The sequence below is a fragment of the Stenotrophomonas acidaminiphila genome (genome assembly GCA_002951995.1).
Lineage (GTDB): Bacteria > Pseudomonadota > Gammaproteobacteria > Xanthomonadales > Xanthomonadaceae > Stenotrophomonas > Stenotrophomonas acidaminiphila_A.
In genome coordinates this window covers 3,373,532-3,396,403 of the sequence record CP019797.1, presented here as the reverse complement: position 1 = coordinate 3,396,403, position 22,872 = coordinate 3,373,532, and the positions used below count along the sequence as shown (strand labels likewise).

General features: G+C 67.2%; 16 protein-coding genes and 2 pseudogenes. 12 read left to right on the top strand and 6 right to left on the bottom strand.

From position 1 onward, the window contains the following. Window positions 1–1,744 precede the first annotated feature (1,744 nt). Both B1L07_15190 and B1L07_15185 read left to right on the top strand, forming a co-directional pair. Entirely contained in the window at window positions 1,745–4,546 is a 2,802-nt protein-coding gene (locus tag B1L07_15190) for a hypothetical protein (protein AUZ56205.1), read from the top strand. A 1,077-nt stretch (window positions 4,547–5,623) separates the two neighbouring features. Continuing rightward, window positions 5,624–5,980, top strand: coding sequence for a hypothetical protein (locus B1L07_15185; GenBank protein AUZ56204.1), 357 nt, complete (start codon window positions 5,624–5,626; stop codon window positions 5,978–5,980). Window positions 5,981–6,521: 541 nt separating this feature from the next. Here B1L07_15185 and B1L07_15180 read toward each other — a convergent pair. Next, a complete protein-coding gene (locus B1L07_15180; GenBank protein AUZ56203.1) occupies window positions 6,522–6,968 on the bottom strand; it encodes a hypothetical protein in 447 nt (148 codons plus the stop codon). Between the two features lie 781 nt (window positions 6,969–7,749). On the opposite strand from B1L07_15180, the gene B1L07_15175 reads away from it, so the two are divergent. From B1L07_15175 to B1L07_15165, 3 genes are all read left to right on the top strand, one after another. Further along, window positions 7,750–9,975 carry a S9 family peptidase gene (locus tag B1L07_15175; protein AUZ56202.1) on the top strand — a complete coding sequence of 742 codons (2,226 nt, stop codon included), beginning with the start codon at window positions 7,750–7,752 and terminating at the stop codon, window positions 9,973–9,975. Window positions 9,976–10,060: 85 nt separating this feature from the next. Further along, entirely contained in the window at window positions 10,061–10,483 is a 423-nt protein-coding gene (locus B1L07_15170; GenBank protein ID AUZ56636.1) for a hypothetical protein, read from the top strand. Window positions 10,484–10,521: 38 nt separating this feature from the next. Next, the gene (locus B1L07_15165) at window positions 10,522–12,312 is read left to right on the top strand and encodes a hypothetical protein (GenBank protein AUZ56201.1); all 1,791 of its coding nucleotides are present in this window, start codon (window positions 10,522–10,524) and stop codon (window positions 12,310–12,312) included. A 67-nt stretch (window positions 12,313–12,379) separates the two neighbouring features. Here the strand turns inward: B1L07_15165 and B1L07_15160 are convergent, their stop codons facing one another. Then, entirely contained in the window at window positions 12,380–12,799 is a 420-nt protein-coding gene (locus B1L07_15160; GenBank protein ID AUZ56200.1) for a hypothetical protein, read from the bottom strand. A gap of 131 nt (window positions 12,800–12,930) precedes the next feature. Here B1L07_15160 and B1L07_15155 point away from each other — a divergent pair, with 131 nt between their 5' ends. The 4 genes and pseudogenes from B1L07_15155 to B1L07_15140 all read left to right on the top strand — a co-directional run bounded on the left by B1L07_15155 (window position 12,931) and on the right by B1L07_15140 (window position 15,489). Then, window positions 12,931–13,179 (top strand): hypothetical protein, encoded by a 249-nt coding sequence (locus B1L07_15155; GenBank protein ID AUZ56199.1) that lies wholly within the window; start codon window positions 12,931–12,933, stop codon window positions 13,177–13,179. A 77-nt stretch (window positions 13,180–13,256) separates the two neighbouring features. After that, window positions 13,257–14,170 (top strand): annotated as a pseudogene (locus B1L07_15150) (bestrophin). A 27-nt stretch (window positions 14,171–14,197) separates the two neighbouring features. Next, window positions 14,198–15,187, top strand: a complete 990-nt coding sequence (locus B1L07_15145) for a porphobilinogen synthase (GenBank protein ID AUZ56198.1) — start codon at window positions 14,198–14,200, stop codon at window positions 15,185–15,187. 14 nt (window positions 15,188–15,201) lie between these two features. Then, window positions 15,202–15,489: a hypothetical protein gene (locus tag B1L07_15140; GenBank protein ID AUZ56635.1), complete on the top strand. Its 288-nt coding sequence runs from the start codon at window positions 15,202–15,204 to the stop codon at window positions 15,487–15,489. A 185-nt stretch (window positions 15,490–15,674) separates the two neighbouring features. Here B1L07_15140 and B1L07_15135 read toward each other — a convergent pair whose 3' ends face one another. Then, the gene (locus tag B1L07_15135; protein AUZ56197.1) at window positions 15,675–16,556 is read right to left on the bottom strand and encodes a TolB-like protein; all 882 of its coding nucleotides are present in this window, start codon (window positions 16,554–16,556) and stop codon (window positions 15,675–15,677) included. 53 nt (window positions 16,557–16,609) lie between these two features. On the opposite strand from B1L07_15135, the gene B1L07_15130 reads away from it, so the two are divergent. The 3 genes from B1L07_15130 to B1L07_15120 all read left to right on the top strand — a co-directional run bounded on the left by B1L07_15130 (window position 16,610) and on the right by B1L07_15120 (window position 20,193). Further along, window positions 16,610–17,458 (top strand): shikimate dehydrogenase, encoded by an 849-nt coding sequence (locus B1L07_15130; protein ID AUZ56634.1) that lies wholly within the window; start codon window positions 16,610–16,612, stop codon window positions 17,456–17,458. 5 nt (window positions 17,459–17,463) lie between these two features. Continuing rightward, window positions 17,464–17,811: a hypothetical protein gene (locus B1L07_15125; GenBank protein ID AUZ56196.1), complete on the top strand. Its 348-nt coding sequence runs from the start codon at window positions 17,464–17,466 to the stop codon at window positions 17,809–17,811. A gap of 282 nt (window positions 17,812–18,093) precedes the next feature. Beyond that, on the top strand, window positions 18,094–20,193 hold the full coding sequence (locus B1L07_15120) for an ATP-dependent DNA helicase DinG (protein AUZ56195.1): 2,100 nt from the start codon (window positions 18,094–18,096) through the stop codon (window positions 20,191–20,193). 63 nt (window positions 20,194–20,256) lie between these two features. Here the strand turns inward: B1L07_15120 and B1L07_15115 are convergent, their stop codons facing one another. The 3 genes and pseudogenes from B1L07_15115 to B1L07_15105 all read right to left on the bottom strand — a co-directional run bounded on the left by B1L07_15115 (window position 20,257) and on the right by B1L07_15105 (window position 22,643). Continuing rightward, window positions 20,257–20,520 carry a hypothetical protein gene (locus B1L07_15115; GenBank protein ID AUZ56194.1) on the bottom strand — a complete coding sequence of 88 codons (264 nt, stop codon included), beginning with the start codon at window positions 20,518–20,520 and terminating at the stop codon, window positions 20,257–20,259. 62 nt (window positions 20,521–20,582) lie between these two features. Next, on the bottom strand, window positions 20,583–21,170 hold the full coding sequence (locus tag B1L07_15110) for a hypothetical protein (protein ID AUZ56193.1): 588 nt from the start codon (window positions 21,168–21,170) through the stop codon (window positions 20,583–20,585). Window positions 21,171–21,264: 94 nt separating this feature from the next. Then, window positions 21,265–22,643 (bottom strand): annotated as a pseudogene (locus tag B1L07_15105) (amino acid transporter). Between the last annotated feature and the right edge of the window lie 229 nt (window positions 22,644–22,872).

Genomic DNA, 22,872 nt, shown 5'->3' with positions numbered 1-22,872 from the left:
GCCGGATGGCATGCAGCCCGAGTCCAATGGGGCTTTGGCGGCTCTTGCCAGTGATGCAATGCAGCCTTATCAGGAGTACGACAAGAAAATAAAGGCGGCGGAGCTCGTGCCCGCATTGACTTCCGATCTGTTTGGTGAAGCGGTGAGCCTTTACGACCAGACGGTGGCTTTTCATCACGTGGATGTGGACATTCCCGGATCGAACGGGCTGCCGGTACGATTGTCGCGCAGTCTTGCCGTCAGGCCGGTTCCCTACTACGGAACTCCCCCTGAAGTATATGGGGGTGCAGGAGACTGGGATGTGGATGTTCCACGCATATCAGGAGTGTTCGACTCGATGTATGGGTGGAACATCAGTTATGGCGGAAATGCGCCCCGTTGCTCGAGCAGCTTTTTCCCCCGGACAGATCCGCCGCATGACATCTCCGAGATATGGTCCGGCTATGTTTTGAGTATTCCGGGCCAGGGTAGCCGCAGTTTGGTGGGCCTTCCGCCAAATCAGTTCAAGAAGCCCGACTCCAAGACCCGCTTGTGGACCACCACGGCCCTGGATGCGGTGTCCTGCACGCCGATGATCTGGGGATATCCCGGTGAGGGTTTCGTCGTGGAAACGACGGCTGGACTGGTTTACACCTTCAATGTCGGAACCCAGCGGTCCGCGGGTAAGATGGGAAGGGACAATGCTGGTCCAGCTTCGCGGTTGCGTCTGGAGGTGTCGTTGCTGGCGAGCAGGGTCGAAGACCGGTTCGGAAACTGGGTGGAGTATTCCTATAATTCTGCGGGCCATCCTGTGAGTATCAGCAGCAGCGATGGGCGTCTTATTTCATTGACATACAGTGATGGCCGCCTTTCCGGTGCAACTGCCCACGGCCAGAGTTGGAGCTATGCATACAACGGGTCGACCCTCCAGCGGGTAACCCTGCCGGATCAGTCCTACTGGGAGTTCACACATCTGTCTGACAGGCGGATTCGTTATGAACGTTGGACCGAGGATCCCGGTGTTGGATGCGGAACCACCGCGCCGTTGGCGTTGAAGAACTACACGCTGCAGTTGCGTCATCCCTCTGGTGCGCTAGGTGAGTTCGAATTCGTTCATCAACGGCTTTACCGTGCAGGTATTCCATCCACTTACTGCGAGGCCGAGACGGTTGGCGGCACATCGATCGTGCACAGGCTGGCTTTGCCAAATTACTTCGATGTACTGGGCCTCTCCACGAAGAGGATCACGGGTCCGGGCATCCCCGCCGGGCAGCTCTGGAGCTATTTCGACCTTGGTAGCTACCAGGGGCTCTGGTCAGGAATAGTCCCACCTTGCATGACCTGCACGCAGTCGAAGCGAGTCCGGATCGTGCAACCGGATGGGAGCAGGGTGGAGGAAGAGTTCGGTATCGTTTTCTCGCACAATGAGGGGCGTCTGCTGAGCAAGCGGCACGTTTCGGCAACGGGTACCATACTCCGTTCCGAGTACCTGAGTTATGTATCCAATGCCGAAGCAGCCTCGGCTCCGTTTCCGGATAGATACGGTTCGTTGTGGGGAGGCAATGACGAATCATCGGTGCTGGTAAGGCCGCTACGCCGAAGGGAAACAATCGAGAATGGCTTCGGATTCATCTGGGAGGCGACGGTGTTCGATGCTTTTGCCCGCCCGGTAAACGTCACGCAGTCCAGCGCCCCATCGCCCTAAAGGACCCAGGACATGAGAAAACAAAGGATCTGTTTCCGTCCGCTTCCCCTGGCGGCGCTATTGACCGCCCTGTTGCCAGCAGCCGTATCGGCACAGAGCTACAGCCGCACGGAAGTCATCACCTACCATGACAACACCAATAAATGGGTGCTGGGCCAGGTAGCCAGCCGCGCGATCAACGGTACGGTTGTCGAATCGACGACCTTCAGCGCCACCACCGCGCAGCCGCTGACGTACTCGTCCTACGGCAAGCTGCAGCAGACCCTGACCTACAACGCCGACGGCACCGTGGCCACGGTCAAGGACGGCAACAACTACCAGACCACACTGTCCTCGTGGAAACGAGGCATTCCGCAGTCCATCGGGTATCCGGATGGCAAGAGCCGCTCGGCGGTGGTCAACGACAGCGGCTGGATCACCCAGGTTACCGACGAAAACGGCTACGCGACCAGCTACAGCTACGATGCGATGGGCCGGCTGGCCAGCATCGCCTACCCGAGCGGCGACAGTACCGCGTGGAACAGCACCACGCAGGTGTTCCAATCGGTGAACGTGGCCGAATACGGGATCCCGGCCGGGCACTGGCGGCAGACGGTAAGCACCGGCAACGCGCGCAAGCTGACCTACTACGACGCACTGTGGCGGCCACTGCTCACCCACGAGTACGACACCGCCAACGTAAGCGGTACCCAGCGCTTCCAGCGCTTCACCTACGACCATGAGGGCCGGGTCACCTTCGCCTCGTATCCGGGCAGCAGCGATGCGCTCACCAATGGCACCCGGACCAGCTATGACGCGCTGGGCCGCCCGGTCGCGGTGTCGCAGAACGCCGAATCCGGCGTGTTGACCACGACCACCGAGTACCTGACCGGCTTCCGTACCCGCATCACCAACCCGCGTGGGTACCAGACCGTCACCCACTACATGGCCTGGGACCAGCCGACAACCGATTATCCGGTGGCGGTGGAGCAGCCGGGCGGGGTGTACACCGACATCGCCCGCGACGTGTTCGGCAAGCCCACCGCGATCACCCAGCGCAACAGCTCCGGCGGCGTGTCGGTGACGCGGCGCTACGTGTATGACGGCTACCAGCAGCTGTGCAAGAGCATCGAGCCGGAGACCGGCAGCACGGTGATGGCTTACGACAACGCCGGCAACCTGGCCTGGTCGGCCAGCGGCCAGGCCCTGCCCTCGGCCAGCAGCTGCGATACGGCCAGCGTGGCGGGCAGCCAGAAGGTGAGCCGCAGCTACGACGCACGTAACCGGTTGGTGACCCTGACGTTCCCCGGGGGTAATGGTAACCAGGGCTGGACCTATACAGCCGACGGCCTGCCGGACACGGTCACGACCTGGAACGAGGGCGGCAGTACCTATGTGTCCAACAGCTACGCGTACAACAAGCGGCGGCTGCTGACCGGGGAGAGCCAGTCGCAGACGGCCGGGCAGGGCGTGTGGTCGATCGGTTATGGCTACAACGGCAACGGTCACCTGGCCAGCCTGGTGTATCCGCAGAACCTGACGGTGGACTACCTGCCCAATGCGCTGGGCCAGCCGACCCAGGCGGGCACCTTCGCCACCGGGGTGCAGTACTACCCGAACGGGGCGATCAAGCGGTTCACCTATGGCAACGGCCTGGTGCACACGATGTCGCAGAACACGCGGCAGCTGCCGGCACGCAGCACCGACAGCGGCGGCGTGCTGGATCTGGCCTATGCGTACGATGCCAACGGCAACGTCTCGTCGATCACCGACTATACGTCGGCGGCGCGGCAGACGCGCAGCATGGGCTACGACGAGCGCGACCGGCTGACCTCGGTGAGCTCGCTGCTGTACCCGGGCGGGGCCAGCTATACCTACGATGTGCTGGACAACGTCACCCGGGCCACGGTGGGCAGCCGGGACCATGTGTACTGGTATGACGCGAACAATCGCCTGACCAATGTGCTCAACGGCCCCGGTGGTCCGAGCATCATCGGGCTGGGCTATGACGTCCGCGGCAACGTGATCAACAAGAACGGCAACCTGTTCGTGTTCGACCACGGCAACCGGCTGCGCACGGCACAGGGGACGGACACCTACCGTTACGACGCGCAGGGGCGCCGGGTGCGTACGGCCGGCTCGGACGGACTGCTGTACGAGATGTACAGCTTGGACGGCAAGCTGCTGTGGCAGCGCGATGAGCAGCTCGGTCTGCGCTTCCAGCACATCTACCTGGGTGGCAGCCTGGTGGCGTCGCGACGGATGCCGATCGGGGAGACGGTATACGGAACGATCTACCGGCATACCGACGCGCTGGGCAGCCCGATTGCGGCGACGGACGAACTGGGCAATACGCTGCAGACGACCGAGCATGAGCCGTACGGAAAAATGCTCAACCGGACCAACGACAACCGTCCGGGCTACACCGGGCACATGATGGACAAGGCCACCGGCCTGGTCTACATGCAACAGCGCTACTACGATCCGCTGATCCCGCGCTTCCTGAGTGTGGATCCCATTACCGCCTACAGCAACCCGGTGGGGGCGTTTAATCGATACTCGTATGCTGACAACAACCCGTACAGCTTCGTCGATCCCGACGGCCGTGCTAAGGCGGCTGTATGGATAGTCAGACGGGTGCAAGGCGGGGTGGAGAAGGTCGCGAGAATTTCAAAGGAAAGAGCAGTCGAGTTGCGTAGGCAAGGCGGCCAAGAGCTCGACATTGGGACAAACCGCCGGCAGCTTTCACATCAGATTGAGAATGCAGCAAATTCCGGACGCGCACGCCGTGATGTTGCTCATGATCTAAAAGATGGCTCTGGTAAAGGATTGCCTCATTATCAAACAGACGGCGTGCGAGGACATACGTTCTGGGGAAGTTGAGTGTAGCGGCGGCATCAGCAGCGGCGGCTCTCGATCAAGTGGCTGAGGCGGCGGAGTATATTCCAGACCCTGCGCCACGCCCGGCGGAGCAAGCAGATATTTTGAGATTCAATAACGCAATGGGCGCTATTAGCGGAGCAACGGGGCTTCCTATGCCTAGCGTGAAAATGGAGCAGGATGGTGGCTTCCAAGGCGTATTCCGCGTCGAAGGTCGCCTTGACTCAAAGCGTCTTGATGAAGAGCTCAAGAAGAGATGATTCCGTATCAAATTGTTGTTGAGGGCGTCTTTGTGTGCGTGCGCGGCTCATGCCCGGCGTTTGGGTTTCATGGAACCTTCTATACATATGCGAACAACGCTCGTAACGCGGTTAACCGTGCGGAGCAGTTGATGCGGGAAAGAATGGTTCGGCACGAAATAGTTCAGCAATCAGTCGGGTTGTTTTCGACCTACTATGTGATTCGGAATATCTGGGAGGTTGAGTCAGGTCTGGTTGAAGATAAGCATGCGTGTAATCTTGGATTTACGTTGTTTTCAATAGGAAGATTTGAGCGCTTTTTTCTTGCTCTTCGCGGAACTTTGATGAGGCGGTTCAGGCCGTGGTTGTTGATGTAATGGCCCGCCGATTCCTGCTCAGATCATGCGGTTAATGTTGCGGCATAGGCCGCGTCTGAGGTCATCATCTTCAATGCCTGGCGGATTTAAGGGGGCGATTTAAGGAGCGCTTGGCGCTACGTGGGAAGAGCGGGCCATCGAATATGGCAGGTGGCTGCGTTCCGGGATGGAAGATGAGGAAATCTCTACGATACGCAACTACATTGCCAAGTAGCGGGCGTTTGGTTGTACACGATTTCAGGCTATGGTCGAGAAGGCATTGGGCCGGCCTGCCGGATGCCGTAACCGTGGACGGCCCAGGTCCAAGCCGGTTTAATTACCTCCGTACCCTTTCAGTTGTTCCGCCGCCAGACGATAAGATGGGGAGGTGACGGCCTATGAACGGCAAGCTCTATGACAAGGCACTTGCGTTGATTAATAAAGGCGCCTCGCCAGATAAGGTCTATCCATTGCTCTTAGAAGCCATGGATGCGGGCGATTATCGAGCGCACTACGCTCTGGGCACTTGGTATCTCTACGGTCGACACGTAAAGGCAAGTAGCAAACAGGCCGTAAGTCTGTTCAGGCAAGCTGCTGAGAATGATGTGGCGGAAGCTGCGTTCGATCTCGCGGTTTGTTATGAGAAAGGAGAGGGCGTAAGGAAGGATCTGTCGAAGGCTGCGGCGTTTTACCTCCGTGCATTGCGTTGTGGTGATGAATCAGCAGCCGAAGAGCTGCATAGGATGTTCTATTGGGGCTTTGGTGTTGAGAAGAATAGGATGATCGCCAACGAATTTGCGGCGTTCGAAAAGCCGGGTCCGGAAAAGCCGGGGCGGAGGTAGGGATTAAAGGGGGGGAGGCAATTAAACATGGGCTACGACGGCCGCGACCGGCTGAAGAGCGTGACCTCGCCGCTGTATCCGGGCGGGGCGACGTATGCCTATGACGTGCTGGACAACATCACCCGGGCGACGGTGGCCGGCCGCGACCACGTGTACTGGTACGACGCCAGCAACCGGCTGAACAACGAAGTGGCCATCTGATATCGAACGGCAGATAGAGCAGGTTGAGGTTTTGCGAGGTCATTCTTAAATGAACAATGAGCGCGATGACTTTTTGCGTGATTACGTAACGCTGCTTCTTGAGAAACGAGCTCAGATAAAGGCTGAAGGAGCTTGTGTAGACTTCGAGAAGGGAAGATTGTTCGGTTTATACGAAGCTTTATCGCTTCTCGGTGATCAACTTATGGCATTCGAAATTGATCCTTCAGATGTCGGACTGGAGTCGTTCGATCCCGACCAGATTCTCTTGGGCGATTAGCTGCACACCTAACCCGCCCATGAGGTACAAGGCTCGCACTGCGAGCAAGGAGTTTGGGTGTAGCTAGTTGTAGCGAAGGTCATGCGCAAGCAGTTTAAGCTCCGGCTGGGCAAGTTCCCAGTCGGGGTCTTCTTCCATTCGATAGTCCCACTCGCGTAACGGAGATGGTTCCGAGATTAGTTTTTGCAGCGTATTGTCTGCGACTTCCGGATCATAAACACGGTACAGCAGGACGCGCTCGCCTCTGGATGTAATGCGGGCCAGGAAAACGGAATTTTGATTGGATTGCAAGAGAGGTGCGATGATTGCCTCTTGCACTTGCAGGATATCGTCCTCTTCTATGGTTGGCATGCCGTTAGCGCTCAGCTGTTTGCAATCGATGCTGATTCTTAGGTGCCAAGGAAGCGCTTGACGATCAGTGAAGGTTCGCAGTGCCGCATTAACGACAACGACGGCAGGGTCACCGCCGATTGATGTGTTGATTAGACTGTAGTGGGGCTTGGGAATCATCGTCGATTTTCCGCCTTGGTAGCCACTTTGGACATTACGACTGCGCAAGAAGCGATTCGAGGACTTCACTGACGATGCGTTGGCGCGCCTACGGTAGTTGACTGATCTGTTCCAGCTCTCGCTCGATCTTGCCCTTGGGGCCGCGTTTATTGATGCTGCGCTTGGGCTGCAAGCCAACTAACAATTCAACGTTAACGCCGAATTGATCGGCTAGGGTCGGCAATGCACCGGACCTTAAAGGGGACGGAGGCAATTAAACATCCCGCTACGACGCGCAGGAGCGTCGGGTGCGCACGGCCGGCCCGGATGGGCTGCCTTACGAAAGGCGCAGCCTGGACGGCAAGCTGTTGTAGCAGCGCGCCGGGCAACTCGGCCTGCGCGCCCCGGCACGTTTACCCGGTCGCGCACTGGTGGCATCGAGGCGGGCGCTGATCGGGGGCAGGCATCGGCGATCCCGGCCGGTGCGATCCCGCCGATTGATCCTGCGCAAGGCCGGCCGCGGACGGTACCCCTACGCTGCGTGCATCGACAAACGGCACGGGGAGGGGACGATGCATCCGATACTGCGCGACATGCTGACGCAACCGGTGGGTTGGCTGACGATCTGCGGGGCGTTGATCATCCTGGGGATTCCGGTTTTCACGGTGTTCTTCATCCGCCGCCGGCTGCGCGAGGAGCAGCGCAACCAGCGCTGAGCCGCGGGCGGGACTGACGGCAGGGGGCAGGCGCGGGCGGGCTCGGCTAGGATGGTGCGATCCATGCTGTCCATGACAGGAAGCCCATGCGCCCCTTGTTCCTCGCCCTTGCCATGATGCTCGCCACCCCCGCCGTCCACGCCGAAAAACTCACCCTGGAAGCCATCACCGGCAGCGCGCCGCTGTCCGGGCCGACGCTGATGAAGCCCAAGGTGGCGCCGGATGGTTCGCGCGTGACCTTCCTGCGTGGCAAGGACAGCGACCGCAACCAGCTGGACCTGTGGGAATACGACATCGCCAGCGGCCAGACCCGGCTGCTGGTCGATTCCAAGGTGGTGCTGCCCGGCACCGAGACCCTGAGCGACGAGGAAAAGGCGCGGCGTGAGCGCCAGCGCATCGCGGCGATGACCGGCATCGTCGATTACCAGTGGTCGCCCGATGCGAAGACCCTGCTGTTCCCGCTCGGCGGCGAACTCTACCTGTACGACCTGGGCCGGCAGGGCCGCGAGGCGGTGCGCCAGCTCACCCACGGCGAAGGCTTCGCCACCGACCCGAAGATCTCGCCCAGGGGCGGGTTCGTCAGCTTCGTGCGCGAGCGCAACCTGTGGGTGATCGACCTGGCCAGCGGCAAGCCGCTGCAGCTGACCCGCGACGGCAGCGCCACCATCGGCAACGGCGTGGCCGAATTCGTCGCCGACGAGGAAATGGACCGCCACACCGGCTACTGGTGGGCGCCGGACGACTCGGCGATCGCCTTCGCCCGCATCGACGAATCGCCGGTGCCGGTGCAGAAGCGCTACGAGATGTACGCCGACCGCGTGGAGATGATCGAACAGCGCTACCCGGCGGCCGGCGACCGCAACGTGCGGGTCAAGCTCGGCGTGGTGGCACCGCGCGCCGGTGCCGCGCCGAAGTGGGTCGACCTGGGCGGGGAGCAGGACATCTACCTGGCCCGCGTCACCTGGCGCGACCCGCAGCGCCTGACCTTCCAGCGGCAGAGCCGCGACCAGAAGACGCTGGAGCTGATCGAGACCATGCTGGCCGACGGCCGCCAGCGCACCCTGGTCACCGAGACCAGCCGGACCTGGGTGCCGCTGCACAACGACCTGCGCTTCCTCAAGGATGGCCGCTTCGTGTGGTCGTCCGAGCGCAGCGGCTTCGAGCACCTGTACCTGGCCAGCGAGGACGGCGCCACGCTGACCCCGCTGACCTCCGGCCCCTGGCCGGTGGACGAACTGCTGGCGGTGGACGAGGACGCGGGCAAGGTCTATTTCCGCGCCGGAATCGAGTCGCCGCTGCGCAGCGAGATCCATGCCGTGCCGCTGGCCGGCGGCACGCCGGTGAAGCTCTCGCGCGCGGCGGGCATGCACAGCGCCGCGTTCGCCAACAACGCCAGCGTCTACGTGGACAGCTGGTCCAACAGCACCACGCCGCCGCAGATCGAGCTGTACCGCGCCAACGGCGAGAAGATCGCCACGCTGCTGGACAACGACCTGGCCGACCCGGCGCATCCGTACGCGAAATACCGCGACGCGCAGCGGCCGGTCGAGTACGGCACGCTCACCGCCGCCGATGGCCGCACCGAGCTGCACTACAGCCTGATCAAGCCGGCCGGCTTCGACCCGGCCAAGCAGTACCCGGTGGCGGTCTACGTGTATGGCGGCCCGGCGTCGCAGACGGTCACCGACAGCTGGCCCGGCCGCGGCGACCACCTGTTCAACCAGTACCTGGCGCAGCACGGCTACGTGGTGTTCTCGCTGGACAACCGCGGCACGCCGCGCCGCGGCCGTGATTTCGGCGGCGCGCTGTATGGCGTGCAGGGCACGGTGGAAGTGGCCGACCAGCTCAAGGGCGTGGAATGGCTGAAGCGGCAGCCGTGGGTGGACGGTGCGCGCATCGGCGTGCAGGGCTGGTCCAACGGCGGCTACATGACCCTGATGCTGCTGGCCAAGGCGTCGGACCAGTACGCCTGCGGCGTGGCCGGCGCGCCGGTCACCGACTGGGGCCTGTACGACACGCACTACACCGAGCGCTACATGAACCTGCCGGCGGCCAACCCCGACGGTTACCGCGAAGGGCGCATCCTCACCCACATCGATGGGCTGACCTCGCCGCTGCTGCTGATCCATGGGATGGCCGACGACAACGTGCTGTTCACCCACTCGACCAATCTGATGAGCGCGCTGCAGAAGCGCGGCCAGCCGTTCGAACTGATGACCTACCCGGGCGCCAAGCATGGCCTGTCCGGCAGCAACGCGCTGCACCGCTACCGCGTCGCCGAGGACTTCCTCGCGCGCTGCCTCAAGCCCTGAGCCGGACAGGAGGACACGGATGTCGTCACCGCCCCCTCCCTTGCCGGGCGCCCGCACGCCGGGCCAGCGGCCGCCGCGCAACTGGCTGCAACGCAACCTCAAGTGGGCGTTGCCGCTGTTCGTGCTGCTGATCGTCGGTGGCTGGTCGCTGACCTCGTGGATGGGCCTGCGGCAGATGGCCGCGCCGCTGGAGCGCAGCGAGCCCTACCGCGAGGCGCTGGCGCGCGTCGGCCGCGACCCGGAAGTGGCCGCCGCGCTCGGGCGGCCGCTGCGGGCCAAGCCGTTCCCGTTCGGCAGCATCAACCAGTTCGGTGATGACGGCGGCGCCGACATGGTGATCCGCATCCAGGGACCGCATGGCAGCGGCAAGCTCGACGTGCGCGCGCAACGCCGCCAGGGGCGCTGGTCCTACCCGCGGCTGCAGGCGGAACTGCCGGGCCGGCATGCGCCGGTGGACCTGCGCGACGAACGCGACCGCGACTGCGCGATCTTGCCCGGTTGCCGCTGACTGCGTAGGGTCACGGCTCCACCCCCGGAGCCGCGCGCATGAAACCGATCGTCCTCGCCGTCGCCCTTGCCCTGGCCACGCCCTTGCCGCTGGCCGCGGCCACCACGCCGTCGTCCCCGGCGGCCACATCCGCGCCGGCCTGGGTGGCGCACAGCAACGCGCTGGCGCAGATCCTGCTGCGCGCGCAGGCACCGTTCCGGCCGGAGATGGCCAGCTTCTTCGGCGTCCCGGGCTACGACGACAAGGTCGTCGACCTCGGCCCGGACAACGCCGCGCGCTACCGCGCCGCGCTGGAGCAGGCGCGTACCCAGCTGCGCGAAAAGCTCCAGCTCGAACGCGACCCCAACGTGCGCCAGGACCTGGAGATCATGATCGCCGCGGCCGGCCGCGGCATCGAGGGCAGCGCGCTCGAGGAGCAGCACCTGATGCCGTGGGTGGACGTGCCGCAGAGCGTGTTCGGTGGCCTCAACGGGCTGCTGTCCGACCAGGTGCCGGCGGAGCGCCGGGCCAGGGCGCTGGACCGGCTCAAGGCCTATATCGGCCAGGCCCCGGGCAGCCAGCCGCTGGCCACCCTGGCGCGGCAGCGCTACGCCGAGAAGAGCGGTACCCCGGGCCTGCTGCAGCCGACCCGGATCGAGGTCGAACAGGCCATCGCCAATGTCGATACCTACATCGACGGCATCGGCAAGCTGTTCGCAAAGTACGACATCAAGGGCGCGGACGCCGCGCTGGCCACCCTGGCCACGCAGATGAAGGAGTACATCGCATGGACGCGCCGGGACGTGTTGCCACAAGCGCGCACCGACACCCGCCTGCCGGCCGAGTTGTATGCCTTCCAGCTCAAGGACGTGGGCGTGGACATCGACCCGGCGCTGCTGGTGCAGCGCGCGCAGCTGGAATACATGGAAACCCGCGCGATGATGCGCCAGCTGGCGCCGCTGGTGGTGCAGGCCAAGGGCCTGAAGGTGGATGATGCCAACGACTACGCCGCGGTGATCCGCGCGCTGAAGCAGGACACGATCGGCAACGACCGCCTGGAGGCGCACTACCGCGGCATCATCGACGCCATCGACCCGATCATCCGCCGCCAGCGCATCGTCGACGTGCCGCAGCGCCCGCTGCAGATGCGCCTGGGCAGCGCGGCCGAGAGCGCCGCGTCGCCGGCGCCGCATTACCTGCCGCCGCCGCTGGTCGGCAACACCGGGCAGCAGGGCACCTTCGTGCTGCCGCTGGGCAACCCGGCCTCGGGCGGCAAGGCGCAGTACGACGATTTCAACTTCGGTTCGGCGGCATGGACGCTGAGCGCGCACGAAGGCCGCCCGGGCCATGACCTGCAGTTCGCGGCGATGGTCGAGCGCGGCATCTCGCTGGCGCGCACGCTGTTCGCGTTCAACTCAGTCAACGTCGAGGGCTGGGCGCTGTACGCCGAGGCCGAGCTGGTGCCGTTCGAGCCGCTGGACGGGCAGATGATCGCGCTGCAGTTCCGGCTGCTGCGCGCCGCCCGCGCCATGCTCGACCCGATGCTCAACCTCGGCCTGACCGACCGCGAGCAGGCGCGCAAGGTGCTGGTGGAAGGCGTCGGCCTGTCCGAGGCCATGGCCACCCAGGAACTGGACCGCTACACCGTGCGGGCGCCGGGCCAGGCCTGCAGCTACTTCTACGGCTATACCCGGATCATGGAACTGCGCATGCGCACCGAGCTGGCGCTGGGCGACCGCTTCGACCGCCTGGCGTTCAACAACTTCCTGCTCGACCAGGGGCTGCTGCCGCCGGACCAGCTGGCCACCGCCGTGGACGAGGTGTTCATCCCGGCGCAGCGCCGCAGGTAAGCGTCATCGGCGCCGCTGCCCAAGTGGCGGCGGCGCCAGCCGCGACACCTGACCGGCGCAGCAGCGCCTACCTGGCGCCCGGCGGCACCCAGATCGCCACGCCGGCGGCGCGCTTCTGCTGGGTGGGGATGCCCACGCTCAGGCCCCCGCCACCATGTCGGCCGTAGCTGCCGCCGCCGACCGACATGCCCACCGGCGAGCCGCCGGCGCCCACCCCCATCAGGATCACGCCGTTGGCGCCCAGCGCCGCGGCCTCGCGCTTGAGCCGGGCAATGGCCGCATCGGTCTGGCCCTGGGTGCCGAAGCCGACCGCGCTGGAGGCCTCCAGCTGGGCGATCTCCACCGCGCCGGCCGGTGGCGTGGAATAGATCTGCACGCTGGCCGGGTCCACCGGCGCGCGCGCCTGGCCGAGCATGACCCGTGAGGTGCTGGCGCAGCCGCCGGTGGCCAGGGCGACGCCCAATGCGATGGCGAGCGGTAGTTTCATGGGTTCACTCCCGGGTGGGTAATGGCGGGATCATCGGCGCGCCCGCGTGAATCGGCCGCGAACCGCGTGGAACGTTTGATCGCGGGGATTTCCGGGCTATCTTGCGCGCATCAACCAGCGGAGGGAACGACATGGGACTGATCAGCCTAGTCTGGGGCATCGTGGCGCTGCTGTGGATGGTGTTGGCCTTCATCCCGCTGCTGGGCTGGGGCAACTGGTTCCTGATCCCGTTCGCCGCGGTCGGCGCGGTCATCGCCGCCATCGGCCTGCTGTTCACCCGTGAGGGCAACCGCGGCCGCGCCAAGGCCGGGCTGCTGCTCAACGTGGTGGTGATCGTGGTCGGGGTGATCCGCCTGGGCCTGGGTGGCGGCCTGGTCTGACCGCGGGGCGTAGAATGGTGGACCCTGCCGGCTGACGATCCGGCGCCCAGGGCCCGCAGCCGGCGCGACCCCCACCGATGATCATCCGACCCCGCCCCGCGGCTGGCAGCTGCTGTACATCCTGCGCGGTTCGATCGTGCCGGCCATCGCCCCGCGGGTGCTGGCGATCGGGGTGCTGGCGGTGGCCGTGGCACTGCTGGCCAAGCTGCATCATCCATTCGCCGCCAATGGCCTGGCGGTGGCGCCGTTCACCCTGCTGGGGCTGGTGCTGTCGATCTTCCTGAGCTTCCGCAACAACGCCTGCCACGAGCGCTGGTGGGAAGGCCGAAAGCAGTGGGGGCAGCTGCTGGTCGAGACCCGCAGCTTCGTGCGCCAGGCCAACGCGCTGCTGGCCGACGACGCGCCGCTGCGCCGGCGGGTGTCGCGGCTGCTGGTCGGTTTTGCCCATGCCCTGGCCGCGCGCCTGCGCGGCCGCGACGCCGCCGCCGCGGCCGCGCCGTGGCTGGCGCCGGGGCAGCAGGCGCTGCTGCAGCGGCAGAACATCCCCGACGGCCTGCTGGCGCTGGTCGCCGCCGAACTGGCGGTGCCGCTGCGCGCCGGCCGCCTCGACCCTTACCTGTACGCCTGCTTCGAACAGCGGCTGCATGCGCTGTCCTCGGTGCAGGCGGCGTGCGAGCGCATCGCCGGCACGCCACTGCCGTTCGCCTACACCCTGCTGCTGCACCGCTGCGCGTGGCTGTTCTGCGTGCTGCTGCCGTTCGGCCTGGCTGGCGCGCTCGGCTGGGCCACGCCGGTGGTGTCGATGCTGCTGGCCTACGCGTTCTTCGGCCTGGACCAGCTCGGCGAGGAGCTGGAAGAGCCGTTCGGCCTGGAACCCAACGACCTGCCGCTGGACGCCATGGTGCGCACCCTCGAGATCGACGTGCTCGACGCACTGGGCGAGCACCCGCTGCCCGAACCGCTGCAACCGCAGGGCTACCTGCTGCAATAGCCATTCCCCCCATCCCGGAGTCCCACCATGTTCCACCCCCGTTACCGCCCGCGCCGCATGCGCCACGATGCCTTCTCGCGCCGGCTGATGCGCGAGAACACCTTCACCGCCGACGACCTGATCTGGCCGGTGTTCGTGCACGAGCTGGCCGGCCGCGCGCCGGTGGCATCGATGCCGGGCGTGGAGCGCCTGTCCATCGACGAACTGCTGCGCGAGGCCGAGCAGGCGCTGGAACTGGGGGTGCCGGTGATCGACCTGTTCCCGGTGGTCGACCCGTCGTGCAAGTCGCTCGACGCCGCCGAGGCCTGGAACCCCGACGGGCTGGCGCAGCGTGCGGTGCGCGCGCTCAAGCAGCGCTTCCCCGAGCTGGGGGTGATGACCGACGTGGCCCTGGACCCGTTCACCGTGCACGGCCAAGATGGCATCATCGACGACCGCGGCTACGTGCTCAACGACGTCACCGTCGATGCCCTGGTGAAGCAGTCGCTGTCGCATGCCGAGGCCGGCGTGGACATCGTCTCGCCCTCGGACATGATGGACGGGCGCATCGGCGCGATCCGCCAGGCGCTGGACGACGCCGGCCACATCCACACCCGCATCATGGCCTATTCGGCCAAGTACGCCTCGGCCTTCTACGGCCCGTTCCGCGATGCGCTGGGCAGCGCCGGCAACCTGGGCAAGGCCGACAAGCACACCTACCAGATGGACCCGGCCAACAGCGACGAGGCGCTGCGCGAGATCGCGCTGGACCTGGACGAAGGCGCGGACATGGTGATGGTCAAGCCGGGCATGCCGTACCTGGACGTGGTGTACCGGGTGAAGCAGGAGTTCGGCGTGCCGACCTTCGCCTACCACGTCAGCGGCGAGTACGCGATGCTCAAGGCGGCCGCGGCCAATGGCTGGCTGGACGAGCGCCGCTGCGTGATGGAAACCATGATCGGCTTCAAGCGCGCCGGTGCCGACGGCGTGCTGACCTACTACGCGCCGCAGATCGCGCGCTGGCTGCGGGAAGGCTGATGGACGCGCCCGGCATGCAGCCCTGGCAATGGGTGGTGTGGGTGGTCGGGGTGACCGCGTTCGCGGTGGTGATCGGGTTGGTGATCGCCGCGGTTGTCCGCGCCGCGCGGCGACCGCCGGAGCTGCCGTCGGCCGCGCAACGGCTGCAGCGGCAATCACCGCTGCCACCGGAGGTCGAGGCACAGCTGCGCGAACTGGCCGGCCTGCGGCAGGCCGGGCGCATCGGTGAAGTGGAGTACGAGCGGCGGCGCGCCGAAGTGCTTGCCGGCAACCCGGCTCCCGGTAGCGACTCCCAACCGTAGAGGCGGGGCTTGCCGCGCAGGTGGCTTTCCCGGTGAGGCCCGTGCCGGGCGAGCCCGGCACCTACGGGGCCTGCTGCCCCAATCCATGCACTGCGTAGATGCGGGGCTTGCCCCGCATGAACCTTGACCGTCCTCACCGCCGCGCGCCGCACGACGCATGCGCGGTGCCGGCGCGTTGGCTCCCGCTAGCGGCAGTCGCCGCTGCCGTCGCTGGCCGGCGCCCGCATCCGGTACAGGTCGAAGCCGCCGGCACGCGGCGCGCGCGCATGGCCGCTGACCAGCAGTTCGCCCGGGGTACTGGCGTCGACCAGCGCCGCCCGGGTATCGCCCTCGGCGCTGTTGAACGACAGCGCCAGCGGTTGCGCCGCGCTCCACTGTCCCTGGTGGCAGTGCGACAGCTGCAGCTGCGCGCGCCTTTCGCCCTTGCCGCGTGCGAACACCACCGCGCGCCCACCGGCCAGCCAAGCGCCGTCCAGTTCGTCGTCGGCACCGTTGAGGCCGGTCATCGGCTGCGGCGCGGCGAACCCGTCGCCGGCACGGTGCGCGCGCCACAGGTCCCAGCCGCCGGCGCCGCCCGCGCGGTCGCTGGCCAGCAGCAGGCTGCCGTCGTGGTCGTGCACGGCCGGCGAGCGTTCGTGGTCGGCGCCATTGATGGCCGCGCCCAGGTTCTGCGCCGGGCCGAAGCCGCCGTCGTCGCGCAGCGCCGCGCGGTACAGGTCGAAGCCGCCATGGCCGCCCTTGCGGTCGGAGGCGAAGTACAGCCAGCGGCCGGCGGCATCCAGGAACGGATCGACCTCATCGGCCGCGGTGTCCAGTGGCAGCGGGCGCGGGTCGCTCCAGCGCGCGTCCTGCCAGGTGGCCTGCCACAGGTCCCAGCCGCCGGCGCCACCGTCGCGGTTGCTGGCCCAGACCAGGCGCCGGCCATCGGCCGAGCGCGTGGCGCGCAGCTCGTCGGCACGGGTGGACACCACGCCGATGCCTTCGATGCCGAACTCCGCCAGTGCCGTCACCCGCGGTGCAAAGAGTAGACTCATGGACAGCGCGAGCAGCAGCGATCGGGTCCGCATGGAGGTTCCGCAAGCCAGGGATCGCGCCAGTCTAGGTCATGCAGAGGATCACCATGAGCGTCGCCCGCTACGCCGTCTTTGGCCACCCCATCGCCCATTCGCAGTCGCCGCACATCCACGCCGCCTTCGCCAGGGCGCAGGGGATCGAGATCGATTACCGCGCCATCGATGCCACCGCGCAGGATTTCACCGCGGCGCTGGACGCGTTCGCCGCCGACGGCGGGGTGGGCGCCAACGTGACCCTGCCGCACAAGGAAGCGGCGTTCGCGCTGTGCGCCACCACCACTTCGCGCGCGCAGCGTGCCGGCGCGGTCAACACCCTGCTGCGCAAGGGCGAGCGCTGGCATGGCGACAACACCGACGGCATCGGCCTGGTGCGCGACCTCACCGGCCGCAACGGGCTGGACCTGCGCGGTCGCCGCGTGCTGCTGCTCGGCGCCGGTGGCGCCGCGCGCGGCGTGGCCCCCGCGCTGCTCGACGCCGGCATCCTCGAACTGGTGGTGGCCAACCGCACCCCGGAGCGCGCCGATGCGCTGGTGGACGCGATGAGCGAACCGGGCCGCGTCATCTCGGCCTATTGGGACGCACTGCGCGAGCAGGGCGACTTCGAGCTGATCATCAACGCCACCTCGGCCGGCCAGGGCGAGGGTGAGGCCTTCACCCTGCCGCTGTCGCTGGTCAACAGCCTGACCACCGCGGTCGACCTGAACTACGGCGAGGCGGCGATCCCGTTCCTGGCCTGGGCCCGCGCGGCCGGGTGCCGCAATGAGTTCGATGGCCTGGGCATGCTGGTGGAGCAGGCGGCGGAGAGCTTCCAGCAGTGGCACGGGGTGCGCCCGGAGACCGACGCGGTCTACGCCGCGCTGCGCGCACGCGCCGCCACCCTGGTCACCGCGGACTGAGCGGCGTGGACCAGACGCAATTGCTGGGCTCGCTGCTGGTATCGGTGGGCTACCGCCTGCCGGTGATGATCGCGCTGGGCGTGGCACTGGTCCTGCTGCTGGGGGCGCCGAAGGCGGTGGCGCGCAGCGCCGCGCTGTGGGCGCTGGCGATCCTGATGGCGAGCACGCTGTCCGGCGCGGTGCTGGCGGTGTTGCCGCTGCTGCTGATCGCCGCGGGCAACTTCGATGGCATCGCCGCGCTCAATACCGCGCTGGGCGTCGGCCACTTCGCGGTGTCGCTGCTGGAAGCCGGCGGCTTCGTGCTGCTGGCCTGGGCGCTGGCCAGGGCCCTGCGCGGGCCGGCGAAAGCCTGAGCTGCCACGCATGGCCGCGAACCCGTGCCGGGCAAAGCCCTGTGCCGGGCAAGCCCGGCACCTACGGGCGCGTGTCGGGGTCGGGGTGTTTCATACCGAAATCCATGGCCGGGGGCGGCGTGTTTCCTGCCGGAATCCATGCCCTGCCGTAGATGCGGGGCTTGCCCCGCATGAAGCTGCGCCGTTGAAGCCCCCGTGCCGGGCAAGCCCGGCACCTACGGGGCATGTGCCGCGCCGGTATGGGAAAATGCCGGGTATGAAGGTAGCAGGCGGCAGGTCGGCGTGACGGAGAAAGTGGAAGCGCCGCGTGCGTTGACCGAGGAAGTGAAGACGGCCATCCGCGACGCCTACGCGAAGCTGCAGGCCAACACGCCCGGCTTCAGCACGCGGCGCTCGCAGAGCCAGATGATCGGCGTGGTCTCGCGCGCGCTGGCCAGCGGTGGCGTGGGCGTGGTCGAGGCGCCGACCGGGGTCGGCAAGAGCCTGGGCTACCTGACCGCCGGCGTGCCCATCGCGCTGGCCTCGAAGAAGAAGCTGGTGATCAGCACCGGCACGGTGGCGCTGCAGTCGCAGCTGGTCGAGCGCGACATTCCCAGTTTCCTCAAGGCCACCGGCCTGCAGGCCACGGTGGCGCTGGCCAAGGGCCGCACCCGCTACCTGTGCACGCGCAATGCCGCCGAAGCGCAGGGCGAGGGCGCGCAGGAGGGCATGTTCGGCGACGAAGTGCTGCTCTACGAGCGGCCGCTGGCGCCGATCGAAATGGACGTGGCCGGCAAGCTGATGCGCGCTTTCATCGAAGGGCGCTGGAACGGCGACCTGGACAACGCACCGGAGGCGGTCACGCCCGGCCTGCGCCTGCGCATCACTACCCCGGCCTCGGGCTGCGCCGGGCGCCGCTGTGCCTATTCGACCCAGTGCCCGGTGCTGCGCGCGCGCAACGAGGTGCGCGAGGCGCAGATCGTGGTGACCAACCACGCGCTGCTGCTGTCGGCGCTGTCCATCGGCGAATCCGACAACGGCCAGCCGCTGATCGCCGCGCCCGCCGACATGCTGCTGGTGCTGGACGAAGGCCACCACATCGGCAACGTCGCCATCGACCAGGGCGCGGCCAGCCTGCCGCTGGACGACATGGCGCGGCGCACCGGGCGCCTGCAGATCATCATCGCCGGCGCCTACCGTGCGGTGGACAAGGACAGGATCGGCAACCTGCTGCCGAACGAGGCGATCGACGCCGCGGCGCGCGTGGCCAAGCTGCTCAAGGCGTTCGCCGACGGCATCGCGCAGGTGTGGACGCCGGCAGCGGACGAACGCGAGCCGCTGTGGCGCGCCGCCAACGGCCGCCTGCCGGAGGCGTGGCGGCAGCCGGTCGAGGAACTGGCCGACGAGACCCGGACCCTGCTCAACTGGGCCACGGCCGCGGCCGCGCAAGTGGCCAAGGGCAAGCCCGAGGACGCCGCCCACGAGCGCCTGCAGCGCAGCCTGGGCATGGCACTGGAGATGATCCAGCAGCAGTACGACCTGTGGGCCGGCTGGCGCCGCGAGGACAAGGAAGGCCAGCCGCCGATGGCGCGCTGGATCACCCTGACCCGCGACGGCGAACATGTGCTGCACTGCTCGCCGGTGTCGGCGGCGATGGTGCTGCGCAAGCTGTTGTGGGACGAAGTGGATTCGGTGGTGATGACCTCGGCCACGCTCACCGGCGGCGGCGATTTCCAGGCGCTGGCCATCGACAACGGCATTCCGGCCGAGGCGGAAATGGTGTCGCTGGCCTCGCCGTTCGACCTGCCCAACCAGGCGCAGTTGGTGGTGCCGCCGTTCCCGGTGACGCCGGACGACCGCGAGCGCCACCCGAGGGAGGTGGCGAAGTACCTGGCCGCCGAGCTGGACTGGGACAAGGGCAGCATCGTGCTGTTCACCTCGCGCTGGAAGATGGAGAAGGTGGCCGAGCTGATGCCGGCCACGCTGCGCCGGAAGGTGCTGGTGCAGGGCGAAGGCGCCAAGCAGAAGATGATCGACGAGCACCTGCGCCGCACCGCCGCCGGCGAGGGCTCGGTGCTGTTCGGGCTCAATTCCTTCGGCGAGGGCCTTGACCTGCCGGGCGAGGCCTGTACCACGGTGGTCATCACCCAGGTGCCGTTCGCGGTGCCGACCGATCCGCAGACCTCGACGTTGAGCGAGTGGTTCGAGAGCCGCGGGTTGAATTCCTTCAACCTGATCGCGATCCCGCATGCGCTGCGCACGCTGACCCAGTTCGCCGGGCGCCTGATCCGCACCTCCACCGATACCGGGCGCGTGGTCATCCTCGATTCGCGGCTGCTCACGCGCCGCTACGGCAAGCGCATCATCGACGCGCTGCCGCCGTTCAGGCGGGTGATCGGCTGACGCCGCCGGCCGCGTGCCGGCGCCGCTTCGGCGGCACCGGCGCGGCGCCGCGAAGGGCGTGCTTCATTCCTCGCGCTTGTTCAGCGCCGAGGTCACTGCCGCGGCGTCCTCGCGCGACAGGAACAGGTATTCCAGCTCGCAGCCGCCGAACCTGTCCTCCAGCTCCTGCATGCGCACCGGGTGGCTGCCGAACCGGTAGTGCTGGCTGTCGTTGTCGGTGTCCTGGACCAGGTAGACGCCGAAGGAAGGGGGATTGGTGAGGGTGCCTTCCAGCTTGACGGATGACGGGTCTATGGCGCGCTGGATGAGGTCTTCGAGGTCGGTCATGGCGTTGCGTGGGGAGTCGTGTCGTACTTTCGGGGCAAGTGGAATCGTTGGCGGGGCCGGCGTCAATGCCTTTCGTGTTTCCAGTGGCGGCGCTTGCCCTGGGCCAGCCATTCGATGGCCTGGGCGATGCGCTGCTGGCGGGTGGTTTCGCGCCTGGCCTGGCCGATCCATTCCAGGTAATCGCGGCGGGCGCCGGGCGCGAAGCCGTCGAACGTGGCCCTGGCCTGTGGCGCCGCGGCCAGCGCCTGGGCGAACGCCGGCAGCATGGGTAGCGGCGGCCGCGGCGCGCGCTTGAGGACGGGCGCGCCGCCCTCGATGCGCTGCATGGCCTGGCGCAGCTGGGCGGCGAACCCGCGCCTGGCGGGCAGGTCGGCCACCGAGCGCAGCCGCCCGTACTGGCCCATGCCGCCGCCGGCACCGCTGTCCCCGGCGTCCCGCGCCCACAGGTTCAGCGCGGCGTGCGCCTTGAACGCGGCCATTCCGCACAGCAGCCGGCCACGGTGCAGGAAGGCCGGCATGCCCCATCTGATGGCTTCTTCCACCCCGGGGCAGGCCGCGTGCACGCGCTGGCGGATCTCATGCAGGATCGGCTGCGCGAAGGCGGCGGCGCGGGCGATGTAGGCGTCGACACGGGGATCGGGCGGGGGCATGGCGCGGGTCTCGGATGGGCGGAGCCTGCCGCCCCCGCGCGCCAATACAAGCCTGGCCTGGACGGGCCTGGTTTGCGCGGTCCCGGTGGCGTCGTCAGCCGCTGCGGAAGCGCCGCGCCAGCGCGTTGAACACGGCGATGGCGGCGGTCAGGGCGGCCATCGACAGGAACTGCAGGCGGGTCTCGGGCGCCGACAGCAGCAGCGCGAAGATCAGCACCAGGATCGCCAGCGCCAGTACCGTCAGGTAGGGGAAGCCGGCCATGCGGAACGGCAGCGGCGTGCCCAGGCGCTCGGCGCGGCGCCGCAGCACCAGCTGCGAGACCAGGGTGATGGTCCACACCAGCAGGCAGGTGGAGCCGACCACGTTCAGCAGCACCGGCAGCACCCGGTCCGGATACAGCAGCTCCAGCACGGTGGCGGCGAAGCCGAACAGCACGCTGGCCAGCACCGCCAGCACCGGAACCTGGCGGCGGCTGACCCGGGCCAGCCCGCGTGGCGCCTCGCCGCGCGCCGCCAGCGAATGGATCATGCGCGAGGCGCCGTAGAGATTGGCGTTGAGCGCCGACAGCAGGGCGATCACCGCGATCAGGGTGATGGCGGTGGCCGCGCCGGGGATGTTGGCGACCTGCAGCACCGCCGCGAACGGCGACTTCAGCGATTCGCTGGTCCACGGCACCACCGCGATGATCACCCCGATCGAGCCGATGTAGAACACCAGGATGCGCCAGGCCACGGTGCGGATCGCGCGCGCCAGGCTGCGTTCCGGGTCCTGGGTCTCGGCCGCGGCGACGGCCACGATCTCGGTGCCGCCGAAGGCGAACACCACCACCAGCAGTGCCGCGCCGATGCCGGCCAGGCCATTGGGCGCGAAGCCGCCATGCCCGAACAGGTTGGACAGGCCGGGCGAGGGCACGCCGGGCAGCAGCCCGCACAGCAGCGCGATGCCGATCACGATGAAGGCGACGATCGCGGCGACCTTGAGGATGGCGAACCAGAATTCGAACTCGCCGTAGTTGCGCACGCCCATCAGGTTGATGACGGTGAAGGCCACCATGAATGCCAGCGAGGTCAGCGGCACCGACAGCTGCGGCCACAGCGTGGCCAGCAGGCCGGCGGCGCCGACCGACTCGGCCGCGATCACGATCACCAGCTGCACCCACCACAGCCAGCCGATGGTGGCGCCGGCGGTGGCGCCCAGCGCGTCGGCGGCATACACCGAGAACGCGCCGCTGGCCGGGCGCGCGGCGGCCATTTCGCCCATGGCGTGCATCATGATGATCACCAGCGTGCCGGCGACCAGGTAGGACAGCAGCACCGCCGGGCCGGCGGCGTGGATGCCCACCCCGAGCCCAGGAACAGGCCGGCGCCGATCGCGCTGCCCAGGCCCATCATGATCAGCTGGCGCGGTTTGAGCGCGCGTTCCAGTTTCTGCGACGGCGGAGCCGGGGCGGCGACGGACGGATTGGCGGGCATCGGCGGGCTTCGGAGGGCGGAAAGGGCGACACCATACCGCGTCGGCCGCGTGCCGTGCCTGTTCCGTTGGTTGGGCCGGCCCGCGCCCGGCGGGGCAGTATGGAGGCCGTTGCCGGGCCGCCGGCGGCGGCCAGCCCCGGGTCCACGTGCGCTCGCAGCGACTTTCCCCGTGCGGATGGACTACCTTATTCATCCACCTTCCCGGCCGTGATGGCACTTTCCGAGACAG